18 protein-coding genes are annotated in these 19,899 nt (G+C 59.8%); 13 read left to right on the top strand and 5 right to left on the bottom strand.

Features of this window, described 5'->3' with window-relative positions; genetic code table 11:
- Nucleotides 1–21: 21 nt before the first annotated feature.
- The 4 genes from KGA88_RS06250 (at nt 22) to KGA88_RS06235 (ending at nt 4,743) form a co-directional block, all read left to right on the top strand.
- Nucleotides 22–1,362 (top strand): M16 family metallopeptidase, encoded by a 1,341-nt coding sequence (locus tag KGA88_RS06250; protein ID WP_223589657.1) that lies wholly within the window; start codon nt 22–24, stop codon nt 1,360–1,362.
- 29 nt (nt 1,363–1,391) lie between these two features.
- Nucleotides 1,392–2,807, top strand: coding sequence for a M16 family metallopeptidase (locus tag KGA88_RS06245; RefSeq protein WP_223589655.1), 1,416 nt, complete (start codon nt 1,392–1,394; stop codon nt 2,805–2,807).
- 79 nt (nt 2,808–2,886) lie between these two features.
- On the top strand, nt 2,887–3,900 hold the full coding sequence (locus tag KGA88_RS06240) for a hydrolase (RefSeq protein WP_223589652.1): 1,014 nt from the start codon (nt 2,887–2,889) through the stop codon (nt 3,898–3,900).
- Nucleotides 3,901–3,903: 3 nt separating this feature from the next.
- Complete coding sequence (locus KGA88_RS06235) at nt 3,904–4,743, top strand: AraC family transcriptional regulator (RefSeq protein ID WP_223589650.1); 840 nt, start codon at nt 3,904–3,906, stop codon at nt 4,741–4,743.
- 111 nt (nt 4,744–4,854) lie between these two features.
- Here the strand turns inward: KGA88_RS06235 and KGA88_RS06230 are convergent, their stop codons facing one another.
- The gene (locus tag KGA88_RS06230; RefSeq protein ID WP_223589647.1) at nt 4,855–5,709 is read right to left on the bottom strand and encodes a sulfurtransferase; all 855 of its coding nucleotides are present in this window, start codon (nt 5,707–5,709) and stop codon (nt 4,855–4,857) included.
- Between the two features lie 32 nt (nt 5,710–5,741).
- On the bottom strand, nt 5,742–6,413 hold the full coding sequence (locus tag KGA88_RS06225; RefSeq protein ID WP_103395789.1) for a TetR/AcrR family transcriptional regulator: 672 nt from the start codon (nt 6,411–6,413) through the stop codon (nt 5,742–5,744).
- 145 nt (nt 6,414–6,558) lie between these two features.
- Here KGA88_RS06225 and KGA88_RS06220 point away from each other — a divergent pair, with 145 nt between their 5' ends.
- The 5 genes from KGA88_RS06220 (at nt 6,559) to KGA88_RS06200 (ending at nt 11,342) form a co-directional block, all read left to right on the top strand.
- Nucleotides 6,559–7,989, top strand: a complete 1,431-nt coding sequence (locus KGA88_RS06220; protein ID WP_223589643.1) for a coniferyl aldehyde dehydrogenase — start codon at nt 6,559–6,561, stop codon at nt 7,987–7,989.
- Between the two features lie 28 nt (nt 7,990–8,017).
- Complete coding sequence (locus tag KGA88_RS06215; protein ID WP_110660802.1) at nt 8,018–8,563, top strand: twin-arginine translocation pathway signal protein; 546 nt, start codon at nt 8,018–8,020, stop codon at nt 8,561–8,563.
- Between the two features lie 130 nt (nt 8,564–8,693).
- Nucleotides 8,694–10,289 carry a GMC family oxidoreductase gene (locus KGA88_RS06210; protein ID WP_223589640.1) on the top strand — a complete coding sequence of 532 codons (1,596 nt, stop codon included), beginning with the start codon at nt 8,694–8,696 and terminating at the stop codon, nt 10,287–10,289.
- 115 nt (nt 10,290–10,404) lie between these two features.
- Nucleotides 10,405–10,884: a pantetheine-phosphate adenylyltransferase gene (gene coaD, locus KGA88_RS06205; RefSeq protein ID WP_007939322.1), complete on the top strand. Its 480-nt coding sequence runs from the start codon at nt 10,405–10,407 to the stop codon at nt 10,882–10,884.
- Between the two features lie 206 nt (nt 10,885–11,090).
- A complete protein-coding gene (locus KGA88_RS06200) occupies nt 11,091–11,342 on the top strand; it encodes a YfhL family 4Fe-4S dicluster ferredoxin (RefSeq protein WP_003195146.1) in 252 nt (83 codons plus the stop codon).
- A gap of 126 nt (nt 11,343–11,468) precedes the next feature.
- On the opposite strand, the gene mutM is transcribed toward KGA88_RS06200, so the two are convergent.
- Nucleotides 11,469–12,281 (bottom strand): bifunctional DNA-formamidopyrimidine glycosylase/DNA-(apurinic or apyrimidinic site) lyase, encoded by an 813-nt coding sequence (mutM, locus tag KGA88_RS06195; RefSeq protein ID WP_110662736.1) that lies wholly within the window; start codon nt 12,279–12,281, stop codon nt 11,469–11,471.
- Between the two features lie 31 nt (nt 12,282–12,312).
- A complete protein-coding gene (locus tag KGA88_RS06190; RefSeq protein WP_223589638.1) occupies nt 12,313–13,182 on the bottom strand; it encodes an HDOD domain-containing protein in 870 nt (289 codons plus the stop codon).
- Between the two features lie 279 nt (nt 13,183–13,461).
- Here KGA88_RS06190 and KGA88_RS06185 point away from each other — a divergent pair, with 279 nt between their 5' ends.
- The 4 genes from KGA88_RS06185 (at nt 13,462) to ilvD (ending at nt 18,970) form a co-directional block, all read left to right on the top strand.
- Nucleotides 13,462–14,658 (top strand): class I SAM-dependent rRNA methyltransferase, encoded by a 1,197-nt coding sequence (locus KGA88_RS06185; protein WP_223589636.1) that lies wholly within the window; start codon nt 13,462–13,464, stop codon nt 14,656–14,658.
- Nucleotides 14,659–14,893: 235 nt separating this feature from the next.
- A complete protein-coding gene (locus tag KGA88_RS06180; RefSeq protein WP_223589634.1) occupies nt 14,894–16,090 on the top strand; it encodes an MFS transporter in 1,197 nt (398 codons plus the stop codon).
- A 193-nt stretch (nt 16,091–16,283) separates the two neighbouring features.
- Nucleotides 16,284–16,742: an REP-associated tyrosine transposase gene (locus KGA88_RS06175; RefSeq protein ID WP_223589632.1), complete on the top strand. Its 459-nt coding sequence runs from the start codon at nt 16,284–16,286 to the stop codon at nt 16,740–16,742.
- A gap of 386 nt (nt 16,743–17,128) precedes the next feature.
- Entirely contained in the window at nt 17,129–18,970 is a 1,842-nt protein-coding gene (ilvD, locus tag KGA88_RS06170; RefSeq protein ID WP_223589629.1) for a dihydroxy-acid dehydratase, read from the top strand.
- 179 nt (nt 18,971–19,149) lie between these two features.
- On the opposite strand, the gene KGA88_RS06165 is transcribed toward ilvD, so the two are convergent.
- The gene (locus tag KGA88_RS06165) at nt 19,150–19,398 is read right to left on the bottom strand and encodes a DUF6124 family protein (protein ID WP_110660892.1); all 249 of its coding nucleotides are present in this window, start codon (nt 19,396–19,398) and stop codon (nt 19,150–19,152) included.
- Between the last annotated feature and the right edge of the window lie 501 nt (nt 19,399–19,899).

Below are 19,899 nucleotides of genomic sequence, written 5' to 3'. Positions count from 1 at the left end.
AACCACTGAGGATGTACACGGATGAACACTTCCCGCAGCACGTTTGTGCTGTCCTTTATCGCCTGGCTGCCGCTCATGGCTAGCGCGGCGACACCCCCTGCGACACAAGACTTCGTACTGGATAACGGCCTCAAGGTTGTCGTGCGCGAGGACCACCGCTCCCCCATCGTCACCGCCCAACTCTGGATCAAGGTCGGTTCAAGCTACGAACCGCCCGGCCAGTCGGGCCTGTCCCACGCCCTCGAACACATGGTCTACAAAGGCAGCAGCAAGGCCTGCGCCGGAGAGTTCTCGGCGATACTGGAAAAACTGGGCGCCAGCGAAAACGCAGTTACCGGCACTGACTTCACGGTATATCACCAAACACTTTCTTCGGGCCGCGCTGGCGTCGCTTTCGAAATACTCGCCGACCTGATGAGTACGGCCAAGCTGGATGCACAGGACTTCACACCGGAGCTCAAGGTGATTCAGGAGGAGCGTCGGATGCACGTTGATGATGAAATCACCGTGCTGGCTCACGAACGACTGAACAGCATCGCCCACCCGGCCAGCGGCTACCGCACCCCGACGATTGGCTGGATGCACGACCTGCAACGAATGAACGCCGTGCAATTGCAGCAGTGGTACCAGGCCTGGTACTCGCCGGGCAATGCAACGCTGGTGGTCGTTGGCGATGTTGCACCTGAGCAGATCAAGGCCCTGGCACAGCGGTACTTCGGACACCTTGAGCGGCGCGCGACACCTGTGGCGCCTGCACCCGTCGAGCTGGCTTCTGCCGGTGAACGGTCACTGACCCTGCATGCACCGATAGCATCCCCGCGCCTGATCATGAGCTTCAACACGCCCAGCCTGGCCACGGCCCTGGATCATCGGACCGCCCATGCCCTGCGTCTGCTTGATGTGTTGCTGGCCGGGTCCAACAGCGCGCGAATCAAAGAGCAACTGCAACTGGGCGAAGCAATATTCACTGAAGTCCACTCAGAGTACGACGCCTTCAATCGCGGCGATTCGTTGCTGACCATCAGCACACAGCTCAATCCGGACAAACTCAAAGACCCCGACGAGGCGCTCGCCCGACTCTGGAAAGTGATCAATGCACTAAAAGACAAGGCACCGGAAGCAGCAGAGCTGGAGCGCGCGAAAAACCTCCTGATCGCTAACGCGGTTTATGCGCAGGATGATCTGCAAGGGCAGGCAGGCACCCTGGGCCTGCTGGAAACCATCGGCCTCGACTGGCGGCTGGCCGATCAGGATACGGACGAGCTGAATAAGGTCACTCCCCTGGATATTCAACAGGTCGCAAAGACTTACCTGACGCGTGAACGCCTGAGTACCGCGACAATCTTGCCGGAGAAAAAATAATGGATAAGCTCAAAGGCCTGATCAATGGATTGATTCTGGCCGGCATGCTGTTGAGTACACAGGCCCTTGCCGCTGCAACCACGGCACCCCAGAAACCAACGCTGCAATCGCTCAATGAACCACAGACTCCGGCGATCCACCGTACGCTGTCGATCAAGGGTTACAAAACACTCAACGGAACGAAGATCCTGTTCATCCGCATCCCTGGCCTGCCGATGTTTGATGCCCTTGTGAGCTTTGCCGCCGGCAGCGCCCACACGCCGCATCAACCCGGCCTGGCCGCGGTGACCTTCAGTCTTTTGAATGAAGGCGTGACGGGCAAGGACGTCAACGCCATACAAGCGACCTTCGATAATCTGGGTGCAAGGGTGACAATGGACATCAACCAGGATCGGACCCTTTTTTCTCTGCGCAGCCTCAGCAACGAAGCCCGACGCGCTCCAGCCCTGGAATTGTTTGCCCAAGTACTCGGCAAACCGCTGTTGCCGCAAGAGTCCCTGCCTAGGGTGAAATCCGAAATGCAGTACTTACTGGACCGTGAAGATCAGTCGCATGCAGCTCAAGCCCGAGAAGCCAATCTCGGCCAGCTATTTCCCGAACACAGTTATGCTCAGTCTCTCTACGGAACCCGGGCCGGACTAGCCTCCATCACCCGCACCCAGGTGCAAGACTTTCATCGCACGGCTTATGCCGCGGGCAATGCCCAGATCACACTGGTCGGTGATCTCACCGAGGAAGAAGCCCAGCGCATCGGCGCGCAGATATCCGCGGCCTTGCCCCTGGGACCGGCCACTGCCGCGATCCAGTCTGTGACAAGTCCAGCCGCTCCGGATCTGCTGCGTGTCGAGCGACCATCAACCCAGGCTTACTTGTACCTTGCCCAGCCAAGTGTCCTGCGCAGCAGTTCGGACTACCTCGCACTGCAGATGGCTACGCAGGTTTTCACCAAACGCCTGACTAATGAACTTCGTGAACGCCGAGGCCTGACCTACCACGTTGAAGCCGACCTCTCATCCCTTCAGGCAAAAGGGATTCTGAGCATTAACTTGCAGACCCGACCGGATCAGGCCGATGCCGTGCTGGGCCATATCAAGTCGATGTTCAGCGACTTCCTCGCTCAAGGGCCGACCCAACAGGAACTCGACGACATCCAGCAGCATCTGGCCGGTAGCGCTCCATTGGGCCGCGCCACCAATGCACAGATTTTGAGCCGACTGCACAACATCAGCATCCACAATCTGCCGCTGGATCTCGACTTTTCCATACAAGCCGCCCTGGAGCTGAACCTCGCATCAGTCAAGAATGCCCTCAAGCGACATCACCACGCCGACCAATGGCGCGTTGTCATCCTGGGGCCGAAGACAGATCAACAAGCGTTGCCAGCTCCAATCGAAAGCACAACCAACGCCATGGGTCGCGCACCTGAAGAGATTGTGGCAAGTTAGTTACTCGCGACGACGCGGTCGCGGCTCTGTCCCGCCGCGTCTTCGGGCAGACTCATGAGCACTTTCTCCGAGAACCGCTGTGCACCCGCACTCCGCAATAGCCCAACCACTACCGTTCACCCCCGCCTTCGGCATTGGCAACCCGCACTTGCAAACCTTGTGGGGGCCGCTGTGGCGTAAAACCGTGCACATCGCCCGCGAGCGCGAACGCCTGTGGCTTGAAGATGGCGATTTTCTCGACCTCGACTGGCACGGTCCGCACAGCGCCGAGGCTCCCTTGGTGCTGGTGTTGCACGGGCTCACCGGTTCGTCGAATTCGCCTTACGTGGCCGGCATGCAAAAGACCCTGGGTGACCGGGGCTGGGCCAGCGTCGCGCTGAACTGGCGGGGCTGTTCGGGTGAGCCCAATCTGTTGCCACGCAGCTACCATTCCGGTGCCAGCGAAGACCTGGCCGAAACCATCCGGCATTTGCGCGCCAAACGGCCTCTCGCGCCACTGTATGCGGTGGGTTACTCCCTGGGCGGTAACGTCCTGCTCAAGCATTTGGGCGAGACTGGCACCGACAGCGGCGTGATGGCTGCCGTGGCGGTGTCGGTGCCGTTCCGCCTGGACCAGTGCGCCGATCGCATCGGCCAGGGCTTCTCGAAAATTTACCAGGCGCACTTCATGCGCGAGATGGTCGCCTACATCAAGAACAAACAGCGACAGTTCCAGCACGACGGACGCGAAGAGGGACTGGCAGCCCTGGCGGCCCTCGGATCACTGGAAAACATGCGCACGTTCTGGGATTTCGACGGACGCGTCACCGCACCACTGCACGGTTTCGCCGATGCCGAGGATTACTATCGCCGCGCTTCCAGCCGCTATTTCCTTGGCGAAATTCGTACGCCGACCTTGATGATTCAGGCCGCGGACGACCCCTTCGTGTTCCCCCACAGCCTGCCGCACATCGATGAACTGTCCGCTTGCACGCAATTCGAACTGCAAGCCAAGGGCGGGCATGTCGGCTTCGTCGACGGTACGCTCAGGCAACCGGGTTACTACCTGGAACGGCGCATCCCCGAGTGGCTGGCCGCCATGGAGCGCGCTTGAATCATGGATGCTGACCAGGGCGAGTCCATCCACTTCTGGCAAACCCCGCCGCTGGCCGGGGTCGAGTTGTTGTCCGCCCGTTACATCGATCATCGTTTCGCCCCCCACGTACATGACGGCTATGTGATCGGCATGATCATGGCCGGCGCCCAACGTTATCGCTATCGCGGTGTCGAACACCTGGCGGGCAGCGGCACGCTGGTGCTAATCAACCCCGATGAACTGCACACCGGCCACAAAGGCACCGAGGATGGCTGGCTGTACCGGGCGTTTTATCCGGACAGCAGGCAGATAACTTCGCTGCTGGATGAACTCGAACTGCCAACCCACCACTTGCCGGCCTTCGGCGCCACGCTGTATCGCGATCAGGATCTGGTGAACGGCTTCTGCCAGCTCCACCGCCTGCTGGAAAGCCCGGCCACCGCATTGCAGCAACAAACGGTCTGGCGGGAACTGGTGCTGTCGCTGTTGCAACGTCATGCAGCAGTGCCCGATGCAGGCCAACCTGGCAAGGAACACCGGGCCGTGAGCCTGGCCAAGGAGTTGCTGCACGCACAACTGGCGGCACCGCCCTCACTGGAGGCACTGGCGGCGGCGGTCAATCTCTCGCCATTCCATTTCACCCGGGTGTTCCGCCGGGCCACCGGCATGCCGCCGCACACATGGCTGATGCAACAACGCATCGCCCGGGCCCGGGCGTTGCTGCAAAGTGGTTGTCTGCCGCTGGAAGTCGCGATGCAACTGGGGTTTGCCGACCAGAGTCACCTGAGCCGGCAGTTCAAGCAGGTGTATGGGGTTGGGCCGGGGGCGTATCGCACAGCCCGGCAATCACTCAGGGAATGAACGCGCGCACCTGTAGGAGCTGGCTTGCCAGCGATGAACGGTGACGCGGTCTATCTGAAGCTCCGCGTCGCCCCTATCGCTGGCAAGCCAGCTCCTACAGGGGAATTGTGTTTACTCGCCAGTGGCGATGCCCCGCGCAGGTTCGTTGATCCACTCGCTCCACGACCCGGCATACAACGAACCCAACGGATAACCGGCCAGGCACAACGCAAACAGGTTGTGGCACGCCGTCACGCCGGAACCGCAGTACGCCACCAGATCATTCGGCGAACGATCGCCCAGTTTGGCGGCAAAGCGCTGCTTGAGTTGATCGGCCGGCAGGAAGCGACCGTCACTGCCCAGGTTGTCGGTAAACGCCGCACACTGGGCACCGGGAATGTGTCCGGCCACTGGATCGATCGGCTCCACTTCGCCCTTGAAACGCGGCAATGCGCGGGCATCGAGCAGGGTCAGTTCCGGCCGGGAGAGGCGCTTTTGCAATTGCTCGGCACTGATCAGCAACGCCGTGTCAGGCTTGCCAGTGAAGGAACCACGGAGGATCGCCGGCGCATCCAGGCTCAGCGGCAAACCGGCTGCGTGCCAGGCCTTGAGCCCGCCATCGAGGATGAATACACCGTCACGCTTGCCCAGCCAGGCCAGCAACCACCAGGCCCGCGCCGCATAGGCACCCGGACCGTCGTCATACAGCACCACTTCGCTATCGGCGTTGACGCCCCAGGCTTGCAGGCGCTCGATCAATTGCGCCGGCTCGGGTAACGGATGACGCCCGGTCACGCCCTTGACCACGGCGCCACTCAGATCACGCTCAAGGTCGGCATAGCGCGAACCGGCGATGTGCCCTTCGGCATAGCTGCGCTGGCCGTAATCCGGGTCTTCGAGAGCAAAACGACAATCCAGAATCACCAGCCCCGGCTGGTCCTTTTTCAGGTCCAGTGCTTGCGGGCTGATCAGTTGCGCAATGGGCATAACGGGCTCCTGTGATTAAGTCGGTCTTGATCCTACTGTACTTCTTCCAGTGCCTGGGCCAGGGGCACGTAAAACTCTTCGAACAAGGCGTTGACCGCATCGCGGGACTGATCCGTGACGAACCCCGCTTCCAGCACCAGAACCTGATAAACCCCGCGTTTAATGGCCTGTTCGCTCAAGTGACTGGAGTTCTCCCGCGTGGTGCACAGGAAGCGCACCCATGACGTGAGGATGATCCAGGCATTGAGGGTCAGGGATTCGATCTGCACCTTGTCCATTTTCAAAATGCCGGCGGCGACAAAACCTTCGTAGATCGCCCCACCCTGGATCAGGCAACGCTGGGAAAAGCGTCGATAGCGGTCGGCCAGCTCGGGGTCGCTATCGAGCAAATGTTCGAGATCGCGATGCAGAAACCGGTAGCGCCACATCGCCGACAGCAGCTCCTTGAGGTAGAAGCGTTTGTCTTCCACCGTGGCGGCACGGCCCTGGGGCGGGCGCAGGAAGCTGTCCACCAGGCTTTCGTACTCGCTGAACAAAACGGCGATGATCGCCTGCTTGTTAGGGAAGTGGTAGTACAGGTTGCCCGGGGAAATTTCCATATGGGCAGCAATGTGGTTGGTACTGATGCTGCGCTCGCCCTGCTGGTTGAACAGCTCCAGGCTGTTCTGCACGATGCGCTCGCTGGTTTTGATCCGTGGGGCCATGGCTTGAGCTTTAATTCAGAGTGCGTTGACGGGCATCTTAGATCTATCCGCGAGCGGATAAAACAAAGCTGTTCCAGGATGTCATTTGACTTTCTAGAGCATAGACTCTAAAAAGTGCTTCATTACAATAAATCCGGAGCCGACCATGACTGCTGAAATTTCCTACCTGCAGAACCTACAGCAGCCGCTGGAAGAGCTTCAGGCTCTGTTCGACGCCCAGCGTGCCGCGTACGCCGTCAACCCGATGCCACCCGCCGCGCAGCGTCAGCAATGGCTCAAGGCGCTGAAGGATTTATTGAACAATGAACGCCAGGCCCTGATCGATGCGATCAGCCAGGACTTCAGCCATCGCAGCGCCGATGAAACCCTGCTCGCCGAACTGATGCCCAGCCTGCACGGCATCCATTACGCCAGCAAACACCTCAAGGGCTGGATGCGAGCCTCGCGACGCAAGGTTGGCGCCGCTTTCCAGCCCGCCTCTGCCAAAGTCGTTTACCAACCGCTGGGCGTGGTCGGGGTCATCGTGCCGTGGAACTACCCGCTCTACCTGGCCATCGGTCCGCTGGTCGGCGCGCTGTCCGCAGGCAATCGGGTGATGCTCAAGCTCAGTGAGTCGACCCCCGCGACCGGTCTGCTGATGAAGCAACTGCTGGCGCGTATCTTCCCCGAAGACCTGGTTTGCGTGGTGCTGGGCGAGGCTGATATGGGCGTGGCCTTCTCGCGGCTGCCGTTCGATCACCTGCTGTTCACTGGCGCCACCAGCATCGGCAAACACGTGATGCGCGCCGCTGCTGAAAACCTGACCCCGGTAACCCTTGAGTTGGGCGGCAAGTCCCCGGCCATCGTTTCCCAGGATGTACCGCTCAAGGACGCCGCCGAGCGCATCGCCTTCGGCAAGACCCTGAACGCCGGCCAGACCTGCGTGGCCCCGGATTATGTGCTGGTGCCGGAGGATCGCGTCGGTGGTTTCGTCGAGGCCTATCGCACCGCCGTCCGCAGTTTTTATCCGACACTCGCCGACAACCCGGACTACACCGCGATCATCAATGAGCGCCAACTGGCGCGCCTCAACGGCTACGTCAGCGATGCCACCAGCAAGGGTGCGTTGCTGATGCCGCTGTTCGACCAGGGTCAAGGCCGCCGCATGAGCCATAGCCTGCTGCTCAATGTCACTGACGACATGACGGTGATGCAGGACGAGATCTTCGGGCCACTGCTGCCGATCGTGCCGTACAAGGATCTGGATCAGGCGTTTGCCTACATCAACCAGCGCCCTCGCCCACTGGCGCTGTATTACTTCGGCTACGACAAGCGCGAACAACAGCGCGTGCTGCACGAAACCCATTCCGGCGGTGTGTGCCTGAACGACACCCTGCTGCACGTTGCCCAGGACGACATGCCGTTCGGCGGCATCGGTGCCTCGGGCATGGGTCATTACCATGGCCATGAAGGCTTCCTGACCTTCAGCAAGGCCAAGGGCGTGCTGATCAAACAGCGGTTCAACGCGGCGAAACTGATCTACCCGCCGTACGGCAAGTCGATTCAAAAGCTGATCCAGAAGCTGTTCATCCGCTAACAATCATCACAGTCGGGTAATAACAATAATGACCCCCAGCCTGTCCGATACACCCGCGCTGTCACGGCGCGGGCTGCTTAAATTCAGCCTCGGTGCCACAGCTTTCCTCGCTACCGCCGGGCTCGGAGCCAGCCTCAGCGGTTGTTCGCCGAGTGCGCCAGCCAGTGGTTTCGTCACACTGCGCAGCGGCGATCTGCCGTTTTTACGGGCGTTGATTCCGGTCATGCTCGAGGGTGCGGCGCCCTCCGAACGGAGGCCCGAGGCGGTCGAAGGCACACTGAAAAGCCTGGATTACAACCTCGCCCACCTGTCGCCGGAAATGCTCAAGCTGACCCAGCAACTGTTCGATGTACTGGGCATGGCCGTGACTCGCGGACCGCTGACCGGAATCTGGGGCAGCTGGGAAAACGCCAGCGCCGACGATATTCGGCGCTTTCTCGATCGCTGGGAAAACAGCTCGTTGAGCCTGTTGCGCATGGGCCACAGTTCCTTGCTGCAACTGGTGATGATGGCCTGGTACGGCCGCAAGGAATCGTGGGCGCATTGTGGGTATCCCGGGCCGCCTACCGTTTGATACCGAGTCGACGCCTTCGCGAGCAAGCCCGCTCCCACATTGACCGCATGACCCTGTGGAGCGGGCTTGCTCGCGAAGGCGTCGGTCGCATCACCACAGAACCTAACCATAATAAAAAGAGAACCCGAAGATGCCCGTACCCGATCCGTTCCGCGAAGGCATGGCCCGAGGCTGGAAAACCTACAACGGCTCGCAACTGACCCAGGACCTGACACTCGAAGCGGACGTGGCGATCATCGGCAGCGGTGCCGGCGGCGGCACCACCGCTGAAATCCTCAGCGCGGCCGGCTACAAGGTGCTGCTGATCGAGGAAGGCCCGCTCAAGACCAGCAGCGACTTCAAGATGCTCGAAGACCAGGCCTACGCCAGCCTTTACCAGGAAGGCATCGGCCGCATGAGCAAGGACGGCGCGATCACCATCCTGCAAGGCCGGGCGGTGGGCGGCACCACGCTGATCAACTGGACCTCCAGTTTCCGCACGCCGGAGCCGACCCTGGAACACTGGGCCAAAGAACACAACGTCAAGGGTCACAGCCCGACGGACATGGCGCCGTGGTTCGAAAAAATGGAGCAGCGCCTGGGCGTCGCGCCGTGGATGGTGCCGCCCAACGCCAACAATGACGTGATCCGCAAGGGCTGCGAAGCACTGAATTACTCATGGCACGTCATCCCGCGCAACGTACGCGGCTGCTGGAACCTCGGCTACTGCGGCATGGGCTGCCCGACCAACGCCAAGCAATCGATGATGGTCACCACCATTCCAGCTACCCTGGAAAAAGGCGGTGAGCTGCTTTATCTGGCCCGCGCCGAAAAACTCACGATCAGCGGCGACAAGGTCACCGGTCTGCAATGTTCGGCGATGGATGAGCGCTGCGTCGCACCGACCGGGCGCACCATCACGGTCAAGGCACGGCATTTCGTGCTGGCCGGTGGCGGTATCAACAGCCCGGCCTTGTTGATGCGCTCCAGTGCGCCTGACCCACACAAGCGCCTGGGAAAACGTACGTTCCTGCACCCGGTGAACATGTCCGCCGCGTTGTTCGACGAAGTGGTCAACCCGTTCTACGGCGCGCCGCAGTCGATCTATTCGGACCATTTCCAATGGCAGGACGGCACCACGGGCAAGATGTCTTTCAAACTGGAAGTCCCGCCCCTGCACCCGGCGCTGGCCACGACATTGCTGGGTGGTTTCGGCCAGGAAAACTCGCAGCACATGGCCAATCTGCCGCATACCCACGCCATGCTCGCGTTGCTGCGCGATGGTTTTCACCCGGACAGCCCCGGTGGCAGCGTCGAATTGCGCAGCGATGACACGCCAGTGCTGGATTACCAACTATCACAGTACGCCTGGGATGGATTGCGCCGGGCGTTCCACACCATGGCCGAGATCCAGTTTGCCGGTGGCGCCAAGGCTGTCATGCCAATGCACGCCGACGCCCGCTACGTGAAGACCCTAGCCGAAGCCCGCACGCTGATCGACGGCCTGAGCCTGGAGTTGTATCGCACACGCCTGGGCAGTGCCCATGTGATGGGCGGTTGCGCCATGGGTGAAGACCCGGTGAACGCCGTGACCGACAGCCTCGGCCGGCATCATCAACTGGGCAATCTGTCGATCCACGACGGTTCGCTGTTCCCCACCAGCATTGGCGCCAATCCGCAGCTGTCGGTCTATGGACTGACGGCGCAACTGGCGACATCCCTGGCCGAACGTTTAAAAAAACCATGAAAATGACGATAATTCCCATCGTCTATAGTGCTTTCTTACCCAACAGGCGACTTGGCCGACCGGGAAGGCTGCGATACCATCCGACTCCCCAACGGATTCCCGCCAGGACGACGCGATGAACCGAGTGTTGTACCCAGGTACCTTCGACCCTATTACCAAGGGCCATGGCGATCTGGTCGAACGCGCCTCGCGCCTGTTCGATCACGTGATCATCGCCGTCGCCGCGAGCCCCAAGAAAAACCCGTTGTTTCCTCTGGAACAACGTGTGGAACTGGCGCGCGAGGTCACTAAACATCTGCCGAACGTTGAAGTCGTCGGTTTCTCGACGCTGCTGGCGCACTTCGCCAAAGAGCAGAATGCCAACGTGTTCCTGCGTGGTTTGCGCGCGGTGTCGGACTTCGAATACGAATTCCAGCTGGCCAACATGAACCGCCAACTGGCCCCGGACGTGGAAAGCCTGTTCCTGACCCCGTCCGAGCGCTACTCGTTCATTTCCTCGACGCTGGTCCGTGAAATCGCAGCCCTGGGCGGCGATATCACCAAGTTCGTGCACCCTGTGGTGGCGGACGCACTGACCGAACGCTTTAAGAAATAATCCCCGCAAACTGTAGGAGCGAGCCTGCTCGCGATGGACGTCAACGATAACGCGGGAAACCTGACACCCCGCGGCGTTCTCGGCTTCATCGCCAGCAGGCTGGCTCCTACAGTACGTCGTACCTGCGTGCAACGCAGGCGCCAATGCGGCACAATTGTGCGCATTGGTTTATTACGCCCGGGCCTGCCGCCCCGGCTGGAGTTAGCATGTCCCTGATCATCACCGACGATTGCATCAACTGCGACGTCTGCGAACCCGAGTGCCCGAACGCCGCCATTTCCCAAGGCGAAGAGATCTACGTGATCGACCCGAACCTGTGCACCCAGTGCGTCGGCCACTACGACGAACCGCAGTGCCAGCAGGTCTGCCCGGTGGATTGCATTCCACTGGACGAAGCTCATCCGGAGACTGAAGAACAGTTGATGGAGAAGTACCGGAAAATTACCGGCAAGGCTTGAGGCATCCGGCGCCTGTCAGGCCACCTTCGCGAGCAAGCCCGCTCCCACAGGGGAAATGCATTCCAAATGTGGGAGCGGGCTTGCTCGCGAAGGCGTCATCAGCCTCACTGAAAATCTAACTGACTTTCAGCTCTGACAGCGCGGACAAAACACACTCGCACGCTGCCCAAGCTTCACTTCCCGCAGCCCCGTGCCACAGACCTTGCAGTGTTCACCGCCACGGCCGTACACGAACAGTTCCTGCTGGAAGTAGCCAGGCTGACCGTCACCACCGATAAAGTCCCGCAACGTGGTACCGCCGCGCTCGATGGCGGCTGCCAGAATGCGCTTGATTTCGATGGCCAGCTTCAAGTAACGCGCCCGGGAAATGCTCCCGGCTTCGCGGCGCGGGTCGATCCCCGCGGCGAACAACGCTTCAGTCGCGTAGATATTGCCAACGCCAACCACCACCGCGTTATCCATGATGAACGGCTTGACCGCCATCGAACGGCCACGGGACTGCTGGAACAGACGCTCGCCGTCGAACAGGTCGGTCAGCGGCTCCGGCCCCAGGCGGATCAGCAACTCGTGATTGAGCGGATCCAGACTCCAGAGCATTGCGCCAAAGCGCCGCGGGTCGGTGTAACGCAGGGCCAGGCCCGACTCCAGCTCGATGTCCACGTGCTCATGCTTGGCCGCCGGCAACCCGGCTTCCACCAGGCGCAAGTTGCCTGACATGCCCAAGTGGCTGATCAAGGTACCGACTTCGGCGTTGATCAGGAGGTACTTGGCCCGCCGCTCCACCAACACGATGCGTTGCCCGGACAGGCGCACATCGAGGTCTTCGGGAATTGGCCAGCGCAAGCGCCGATCACGCACGATCACCCGGCTGACGCGCTGGCCTTCCAGGTACGGCGCGATACCGCGACGGGTGGTTTCGACTTCTGGCAATTCAGGCATGGTGCTCTCTTGAAAGAAGAAAGCCCGGTACTCAGCGATGAGTGCCGAGGTCGCGAATCGTCTGCTTGAGGGTCTCGAAGTCGTAGTCCGAGAGGCCGACATAATCGAGCACCAGCGGCGCGATGCTGTTCCACTCTTGATCTTCGGTCTGGTTGCCCAGCACCCGGTACGACGCGCAAATGTGCTCGGCCATCTTCAGGATCGCCAACAGGTTCTTCAATGAACTGTTGCGCGAAGACTCATCGCTGAAAATCGCCAACGCATTGTGGTGATTGGCGATCGCCGCGCTCACGTACTCCGGCAGGCGCCACGACTTGGCCGTGTAATAGCCAACCACCGAATGATTGGTATTGAACACCTGATTTTCCGTATCCACCACCCGGCATTCGGCACTGGCGTTGGCATAGGCCTGCTCCAGAACGCCCATGTAGTCGGGGAAACGCTGGAGCATCAAGGGCACGCCGCAGTCGTGGAACAGGCCCAGGGCATAGGCTTCGTCGCCATTTTCAATGCCAATGCGCTTGGCCAGGGTCAGGCAGGTCATGGCCACGTCCTGAGCGGTGTCCCAGAAACGGTTCAGGGTGACAATGGTGTCGTCATTCATCTCGCCCTTGATCGACTGCGCGTTGATCAGGTTGATGACCGAGCGGCTGCCCAGCAGATTCACCGCGCGCTGGATCGAGGCAATCTTGTTGCTCAGCCCGTAATACGGCGAATTGACGATCTTCAACAGGGAACCGGAAAGCCCCGGATCCTGGGAGATCAGCTTGGCGATGACTTCCAGATCCGGGTCGGGCATGTACTGCTCCATCTGCAAATCCACCATGATTTGCGGCTGGGCCGGTACGCTGATGCCCTGCAGGGCTTGTTGGATCTGTTCGGAAGTCAGCTCTTGGGACATTTGTGCACACTCTGGGTCAGACGGTGATTCTAACCTTTATGAAGTTGGATCCGACATACCAAATCGCATGACAAGTCTCTGTGGCGAGGGGGCTTGCCCCCGTTGGGCCGCGAAGCGGTCCTGAAATCTGCACCTGCGGTTTGTCAGGCAGACTCCATTCGTCTGCTTGACGGCCGCTTCGCGACCGAACGGGGGCAAGCCCCCTCGCCACATGTCCACCATTGAACCGGCGTACGCTTCAACACGCTATACTCCCGCTCTTTTTTCCGGAGCGACGACATGTCCCTGCCTAGCCTGCGCCTCAAAGCCAACGCCGACCGTCGTCTGCGCAACGGTCACTTGTGGGTCTACAGCAACGAAATCGATGTAGCCGCTACGCCTTTGCACGGTTTCAAGGCCGGCGACCAGGCGATCCTCGAAGCCGCCGGCGGCAAGCCGCTGGGCATCGTCGCCATGAGCCCGAACAACCTGATCTGCGCCCGTGTGCTGTCGCGCGACATCAAGCTGCCGCTGGACAAGTCGCTGCTGGTACACCGCCTGAACGTGGCCCTGTCCCTGCGCGATCGCCTGTTCGAGAAGCCGTTCTATCGCCTGGTCTACGGCGATTCCGACCTGCTGCCAGGCCTGGTGGTTGACCGTTTCGGCGACATCCTGGTGGTGCAGATCGCCTCGGCGACCATGGAAGCCCACAAGGACGACGTGATCGCGGCGCTGACCCAAGTGCTCAAGCCAAGCGGCATCCTGTTCAAGAACGACTCCGCCGCCCGTGATGCCGAAGGCCTCACCCGCTACGTCGAAACCGTGTTCGGCCTGGTGCCAGAGTGGGTTGCTCTCGAAGAGAACGGCGTGAAATTCGAAGCACCGGTCATCCAGGGCCAGAAAACCGGCTGGTTCTATGACCACCGCATGAACCGTGCCCGCCTGGCACCGTATGCCAAAGGCAAACGCGTACTGGACCTGTACAGCTACATCGGCGGCTGGGGCGTACAAGCCGCTGCATTCGGCGCCAGCGAAGTGTTCTGCGTCGACGCCTCGGCCTTCGCCCTCGACGGCGTCGAGCGCAACGCCGCGCTGAACGGTTTCGCCGAGAAAATGACCTGCATCGAAGGCGACGTGTTCGAAGCCCTCAAAGAACTGAAAGCCAGCGAAGAACGCTTCGACGTAATCGTGGCCGACCCGCCGGCGTTCATCAAACGCAAGAAAGACATGAAAAACGGCGAAGGCGCCTACCGCCGCCTGAACGAGCAAGCCATGCGCCTGCTCACCAAGGACGGCATCCTGGTCAGCGCCTCCTGCTCGATGCACCTGCCGGAAGACGACCTGCAAAACATCCTGCTGACCAGCGCCCGCCACCTGGACCGCAATATCCAGATGCTCGAGCGCGGCGGCCAGGGTCCGGATCACCCGGTTCACCCTGCTATCGCTGAAACCCGCTACATCAAGAGCATTACTTGCCGGTTGCTGCCAAACAGCTAAAGCCCTACCCCTGTAGGAGCGAGCTTGCTCGCGATGGACGTCAACGATAACGCTGGCAACCTGACGCCCCACGGCGCTCTCAGGCTCATCGCGAGCAAGCTCGCTCCTACAGAGGTTCCCGGCATCAAAACAGGAAGCCTCCTACAGCGCTTCTGATTGAATTGCCTGCGTCTCAGACTAGTATCGGTTTCTGGTTTCAAGCATGAACGCTTGAACACTCCGGAAAACAAAAACAATGTCTGAGCCCTCTTACCCAGCTCTAAGTGGCGACCTGAAACGCCAACGGGCCTCGCGTTTTATCCTGATTACCAATATCTCGTTAATCAGTTTTTTCCCGCTGAATATCCTCCTGCCTTCTTTTCCTGCCTTGGCCGGGGAGTTCAACACTTCAACCGCAGAAATCGCCCTATCCACCAGCCTGTTCACGCTGGTTTTTGCGTTTTCTCAATTAATAACCGGCCCACTCTCAGATAGGTGGGGGCGCAAGGAAGTTCTTCTTGGTTGCATCGTTGTATCTACGCTCGGATCTATAGGGTGCGCACTGGCTACGGACTATCTGGGCTTCCTGCTATTTCGCATCATGCAGGCAATCGGGTGTGGTTTTTTTGTGCTGGGTCACGCATTGGTGGAAGACTTGTTCGAAGAACAGGATCGGGCCCGGGTGCGCATTTATTACATGACGCTGAGCGGTTCCTTTGTTGCACTGTCACCGCTACTGGGATCATGGTTGCAAACCACGTTTGACTGGCAGGGAAGTTTTTATGGTTTTGCGCTCATGGCGCTTGGCATGTTTATCCATGCCCAAGTGATACTACCCTCCAAAGCAGTCAACCATCAAAGAACACCCGTTTCCGTTCTACGCACGCTGAAATCCATTGTTGGAAATCGAGACTTCATCCGGTACTGGTGGATAGCCGCGTTAGTGTTCGCTTGCTATTTCGCGTTGATCAGCGTGACACCGCTGATCTTCATGGATGAGTTGAAACTGTCCGAGTACCAGTACGCTTGGGTACTTATGGTGTATGGGGTCGCCTATTTCCTGGGCGGAGTCGTTGCCAGCACTGTGCAGAAACATATTTCCCTCTCTCTGCAAATCAACATCGGCCTCGGTTTACTGGGTGCCGCTGGCGTATTGTTGGCGTTGATCATCCGTTATGAGGCGATGACAACCATCACCTTGCTCATACCGATGCTGATCAGTGCTCTGGCAGTCACCCTGGTTCGCCCTGCCGCCATTTCCGCAGCCATGTTGCTGTTCTCAAGCAGTGCCGGAACGGCAGCATCCGCAGGCAACAGCATCATGTTCATCACCGCGGCCGTCAGCAGCGCCGCCCTCGCACAAGCCGGGGACAATTTGCTGATCGCCATTGCCGTCAGCTACATCGTATTCAGTCTTTGGGGTTTGCTGACGAACACCAGGATCGGGCGCTGACTTGTAGGAGCGAGCTTGCTCGCGAAAAACGTCAACAATGACGCAGCGCTTCTGGTAACCAGCGTTGTCTGTAGGTTCATCGCGAGCAAGCTCGCTCCTACAGATATAAGACACATCTGGAACTACTGTCGGACCGACAGGCTCCCCTTCCTCACCTACCGTTTCTCTTCCAATCGCAGAAGAGGACCAAGGAATGTCCAACGCACCCCATGCCCATCACTTACGCACCGGTCGCTACTCGGAAAACGGCCGGATTTATTTGCTCACAGCTGTCACCCACCAGCGACAACCCGTCTTCAAGGACTTGCATATGGGTCGTACGGTGGTAAGCGAATTCAGGAAAGCAACTGAGGACGGCCAAGCCTCCTCTATTGCCTGGGTGATCATGCCCGATCACTTTCACTGGCTGGTCGAGTTGCATAGCGGTGATTTGCCGAAACTGATGCAAGCCACCAAATCTCGAAGCGCCCGCGCTATCAACAAAGCGAGAGGCTGTCACGAGACGCTATGGCAAAAAGGTTATTTTGACCGGGCGCTGCGTCACGAGGACGACCTGAAAGCGATAGCCCGATACATCGTTGCCAACCCATTGCGAGCAGGGCTAGTCGACCATATCGGCAAATATCCGCTATGGGACGCCATCTGGCTCTGAAACGCAGCCAACTGTAGGAGCGAGCTCGCTCGCGATGGTCGTCAACGATAACGCGTTTATTCTGGATGAACGCGTTGCCCGCTGGTTCATCGCGAGCAAGCTCGCTCCTACAGATAATCGTTCCATGTGAAGTTCCGCAGGCCTGCCCGCACGTCTTGTGAATGCTGCCTCCACGCTTACGACCATTCCCTCCAGCCGCCAGCCGTGTAGAATCGCGAACATTCATCGCCAGTCATCCCCGGCGGGTTTATGAGCTCAAGCTGAAGCGCGCGGCGATCCCGCAAAGTTATCGGCAACTTCCGGACACGCGGCCATTTCTGAGTGTTCCAGACGTCAATAGAAGCTCACTTCCCTTTTGATACCTGATTAGCCGCCCGGAGTGCTTCATGCCTGATTACCGCTCGAAAACATCCACCCACGGCCGCAACATGGCCGGTGCCCGCGCACTGTGGCGCGCCACGGGGATGAAAGATGACGACTTCAAGAAGCCGATCATCGCCATTGCCAACTCCTTCACCCAGTTCGTACCGGGCCACGTCCACCTCAAGGACCTGGGCCAGCTGGTTGCCCGCGAAATCGAACGCGCTGGCGGCGTGGCAAAGGAATTCAACACCATCGCTGTCGATGACGGCATCGCCATGGGCCACGACGGCATGCTGTATTCGCTGCCGAGCCGCGAGATCATCGCCGACTCCGTCGAGTACATGGTCAACGCCCACTGCGCCGACGCCATCGTCTGCATTTCCAACTGCGACAAGATCACCCCTGGCATGCTGATGGCGTCCCTGCGCCTGAACATCCCGGTGATCTTCGTATCCGGCGGCCCGATGGAAGCCGGCAAGACCAAACTCGCTTCCCACGGCCTCGACCTGGTCGACGCCATGGTGATCGCCGCCGACTCCAGCGCTTCTGACGAGAAAGTCGCTGAGTACGAGCGCAGCGCCTGCCCGACCTGCGGTTCGTGCTCCGGCATGTTCACCGCCAACTCGATGAACTGCCTGGTCGAAGCCCTGGGCCTGGCACTGCCGGGCAACGGTTCGACCCTGGCCACCCACAGCGACCGCGAGCAGCTGTTCCTGCAGGCCGGCCGCACCATCGTCGAACTGTGCAAGCGTTACTACTTTGATAACGACGAGTCGGTATTGCCGCGCAACATCGCCAACTTCCAGGCGTTCGAGAACGCCATGACCCTGGACATCGCCATGGGCGGTTCCACCAACACCATCCTGCACTTGCTGGCCGCCGCCCAGGAAGCCGAGATCGATTTCGACCTGCGCGACATCGACCGTCTGTCCCGTCACGTGCCGCAACTGTGCAAGGTCGCGCCGAACATCCAGAAGTACCACATGGAAGACGTGCACCGCGCCGGCGGCATCTTCAGCATCCTCGGTTCGCTGGCCCGTGGCGGCTTGCTGCACACCCAGCTGCCGACCGTGCACAGCCGCAGCATGGAAGAAGCCATCGCCAAGTGGGACATTACCCAGACTAACGATGAAGCCGTGCATCACTTCTTCAAGGCTGGCCCTGCGGGCATCCCGACGCAAACCGCGTTCAGCCAGTCGACCCGTTGGGAAACCCTGGACGACGACCGTGAGAACGGCTGCATCCGCAGTGTCGAGCACGCGTACTCGCAAGAAGGCGGCCTGGCCGTTCTCTACGGCAACATCGCCCTGGACGGCTGCGTGGTGAAAACCGCCGGCGTCGACGAGTCGATCCACGTGTTCGAAGGCAACGCCAAGATCTTCGAAAGCCAGGACAGCGCCGTGCGCGGCATCCTCGCCGACGAAGTGAAGGAAGGCGACATCGTCATCATTCGCTACGAAGGCCCGAAAGGCGGCCCGGGCATGCAAGAAATGCTCTACCCGACTTCGTACCTGAAATCCAAAGGCCTGGGCAAAGCCTGCGCCCTGCTCACCGACGGCCGTTTCTCCGGCGGCACTTCGGGCCTGTCCATCGGCCACGCTTCGCCTGAAGCGGCTGCCGGTGGTGCGATTGGTCTGGTGCAGGACGGCGATAAAGTGCTGATCGACATTCCGAACCGCTCGATCAACCTGTTGGTCAGCGACGAAGAACTGGCGGCACGCCGGGTCGAGCAGGACAAGAAAGGCTGGAAACCGGTGGAAGTGCGTCCACGCAAAGTGACCACCGCGTTGAAAGCCTACGCCCTGCTGGCCACCAGTGCCGACAAGGGTGCTGTGCGTAACAAGGCGATGCTTGACGGGCTGTAAGCGTTAACCGTCGAACATGAAAATGCCCCGCCAAGTGCGGGGCATTTTTTTGCGCCGATCCCCTGTAGGAGCGAGCTTGCTCGCGATGGTCGTCAACGATAACGCTGGCATCCTGACACCCCGCGGCGTTCTCAGGTTCATCGCGAGCAAGCTCGCTCCTACAGTGGGCGTCACATCGATCAGTCCTGCGGGTCGAGATTATCCAACGCCTGATTCACCGCCAATTCGCCCAGCATGATCACCTGTGCAATCCCCAGCATTGTGCTGCGTTGCGAACCTTCCAGCAGTGCGGCGAAATCGCTGGCCATGACATTGGCCGAGGCGAGGGATTCGCAGGCGTGGGCCAACAGGGTTTCGGTGTCGAGGCCGGGGGCGATGACGAATGTTCGGCTGGGTTTGCGCGGAGGATCGGGGGTAATTTTGAGCATAGATAAAACTCCTTACACCATAAGACAAGGAGCCATCACCCTCGCTACCAAACGAAGGGTGGCGGCCATGCGCAGGTTGGTAGACCGGGGTGTAAGGAAACCGGCGCGCCCGAAAGCGCCCTGTGCATGACCACCATAAAAAGCAGAGACGCAAGAACGCCTGCAAATCATGATGCTTTGCACCCTACACAGCCGGGCTACCAAACCCGATCACTGATGCTCAGTGACAGGTAGACGGTAGATTCCAGGAGTAAGGCGCACAAGCCGGCGGATTCTGGCGTAGTCGTAGGCCGCTACGCAAGAATGCGTAGGTTTCGACTGTAAGGAGATGTCGTTCGAGCGGAGGCTTTCATTGCACCGATTGGCCCCATCGGTGTAGAAACGGACACATCCTTTACGATTGAAACCGGGGACATCCTTTACGTTTCTGTTGGCTTGAAAGGCGGCTCTCGCCGCTTTTCAGCCTGCCTAATAGGTAACTGCAGAGGTAAATATCCCACA

The organism is Pseudomonas sp. A-R-19 (genome assembly GCF_019956575.1).
GTDB lineage: Bacteria > Pseudomonadota > Gammaproteobacteria > Pseudomonadales > Pseudomonadaceae > Aquipseudomonas.
Note: the sequence above shows the minus strand (reverse complement) of the source record. Positions and strands in the feature narration are given on the sequence as shown.

Bases quoted from the DNA above. Each gene is read 5' to 3' on its own strand.
- KGA88_RS06200 (WP_003195146.1), top strand. From the start codon at position 11,091: ATGTCCCTGATCATCACCGACGATTGCATCAACTGCGACGTCTGCGAA.
- KGA88_RS06175 (WP_223589632.1), top strand. From the start codon at position 16,284: ATGTCCAACGCACCCCATGCCCATCACTTACGCACCGGTCGCTACTCG.
- KGA88_RS06210 (WP_223589640.1), top strand. From the start codon at position 8,694: ATGCCCGTACCCGATCCGTTCCGCGAAGGCATGGCCCGAGGCTGGAAA.
- KGA88_RS06215 (WP_110660802.1), top strand. From the start codon at position 8,018: ATGACCCCCAGCCTGTCCGATACACCCGCGCTGTCACGGCGCGGGCTG.
- KGA88_RS06185 (WP_223589636.1), top strand. From the start codon at position 13,462: ATGTCCCTGCCTAGCCTGCGCCTCAAAGCCAACGCCGACCGTCGTCTG.
- KGA88_RS06225 (WP_103395789.1), bottom strand. From the start codon at position 6,413: ATGGCCCCACGGATCAAAACCAGCGAGCGCATCGTGCAGAACAGCCTG.
- KGA88_RS06235 (WP_223589650.1), top strand. From the start codon at position 3,904: ATGGATGCTGACCAGGGCGAGTCCATCCACTTCTGGCAAACCCCGCCG.
- KGA88_RS06220 (WP_223589643.1), top strand. From the start codon at position 6,559: ATGACTGCTGAAATTTCCTACCTGCAGAACCTACAGCAGCCGCTGGAA.
- KGA88_RS06250 (WP_223589657.1), top strand. From the start codon at position 22: ATGAACACTTCCCGCAGCACGTTTGTGCTGTCCTTTATCGCCTGGCTG.
- mutM (WP_110662736.1), bottom strand. From the start codon at position 12,281: ATGCCTGAATTGCCAGAAGTCGAAACCACCCGTCGCGGTATCGCGCCG.
- KGA88_RS06165 (WP_110660892.1), bottom strand. From the start codon at position 19,398: ATGCTCAAAATTACCCCCGATCCTCCGCGCAAACCCAGCCGAACATTC.
- ilvD (WP_223589629.1), top strand. From the start codon at position 17,129: ATGCCTGATTACCGCTCGAAAACATCCACCCACGGCCGCAACATGGCC.
- KGA88_RS06180 (WP_223589634.1), top strand. From the start codon at position 14,894: ATGTCTGAGCCCTCTTACCCAGCTCTAAGTGGCGACCTGAAACGCCAA.
- coaD (WP_007939322.1), top strand. From the start codon at position 10,405: ATGAACCGAGTGTTGTACCCAGGTACCTTCGACCCTATTACCAAGGGC.
- KGA88_RS06190 (WP_223589638.1), bottom strand. From the start codon at position 13,182: ATGTCCCAAGAGCTGACTTCCGAACAGATCCAACAAGCCCTGCAGGGC.
- KGA88_RS06230 (WP_223589647.1), bottom strand. From the start codon at position 5,709: ATGCCCATTGCGCAACTGATCAGCCCGCAAGCACTGGACCTGAAAAAG.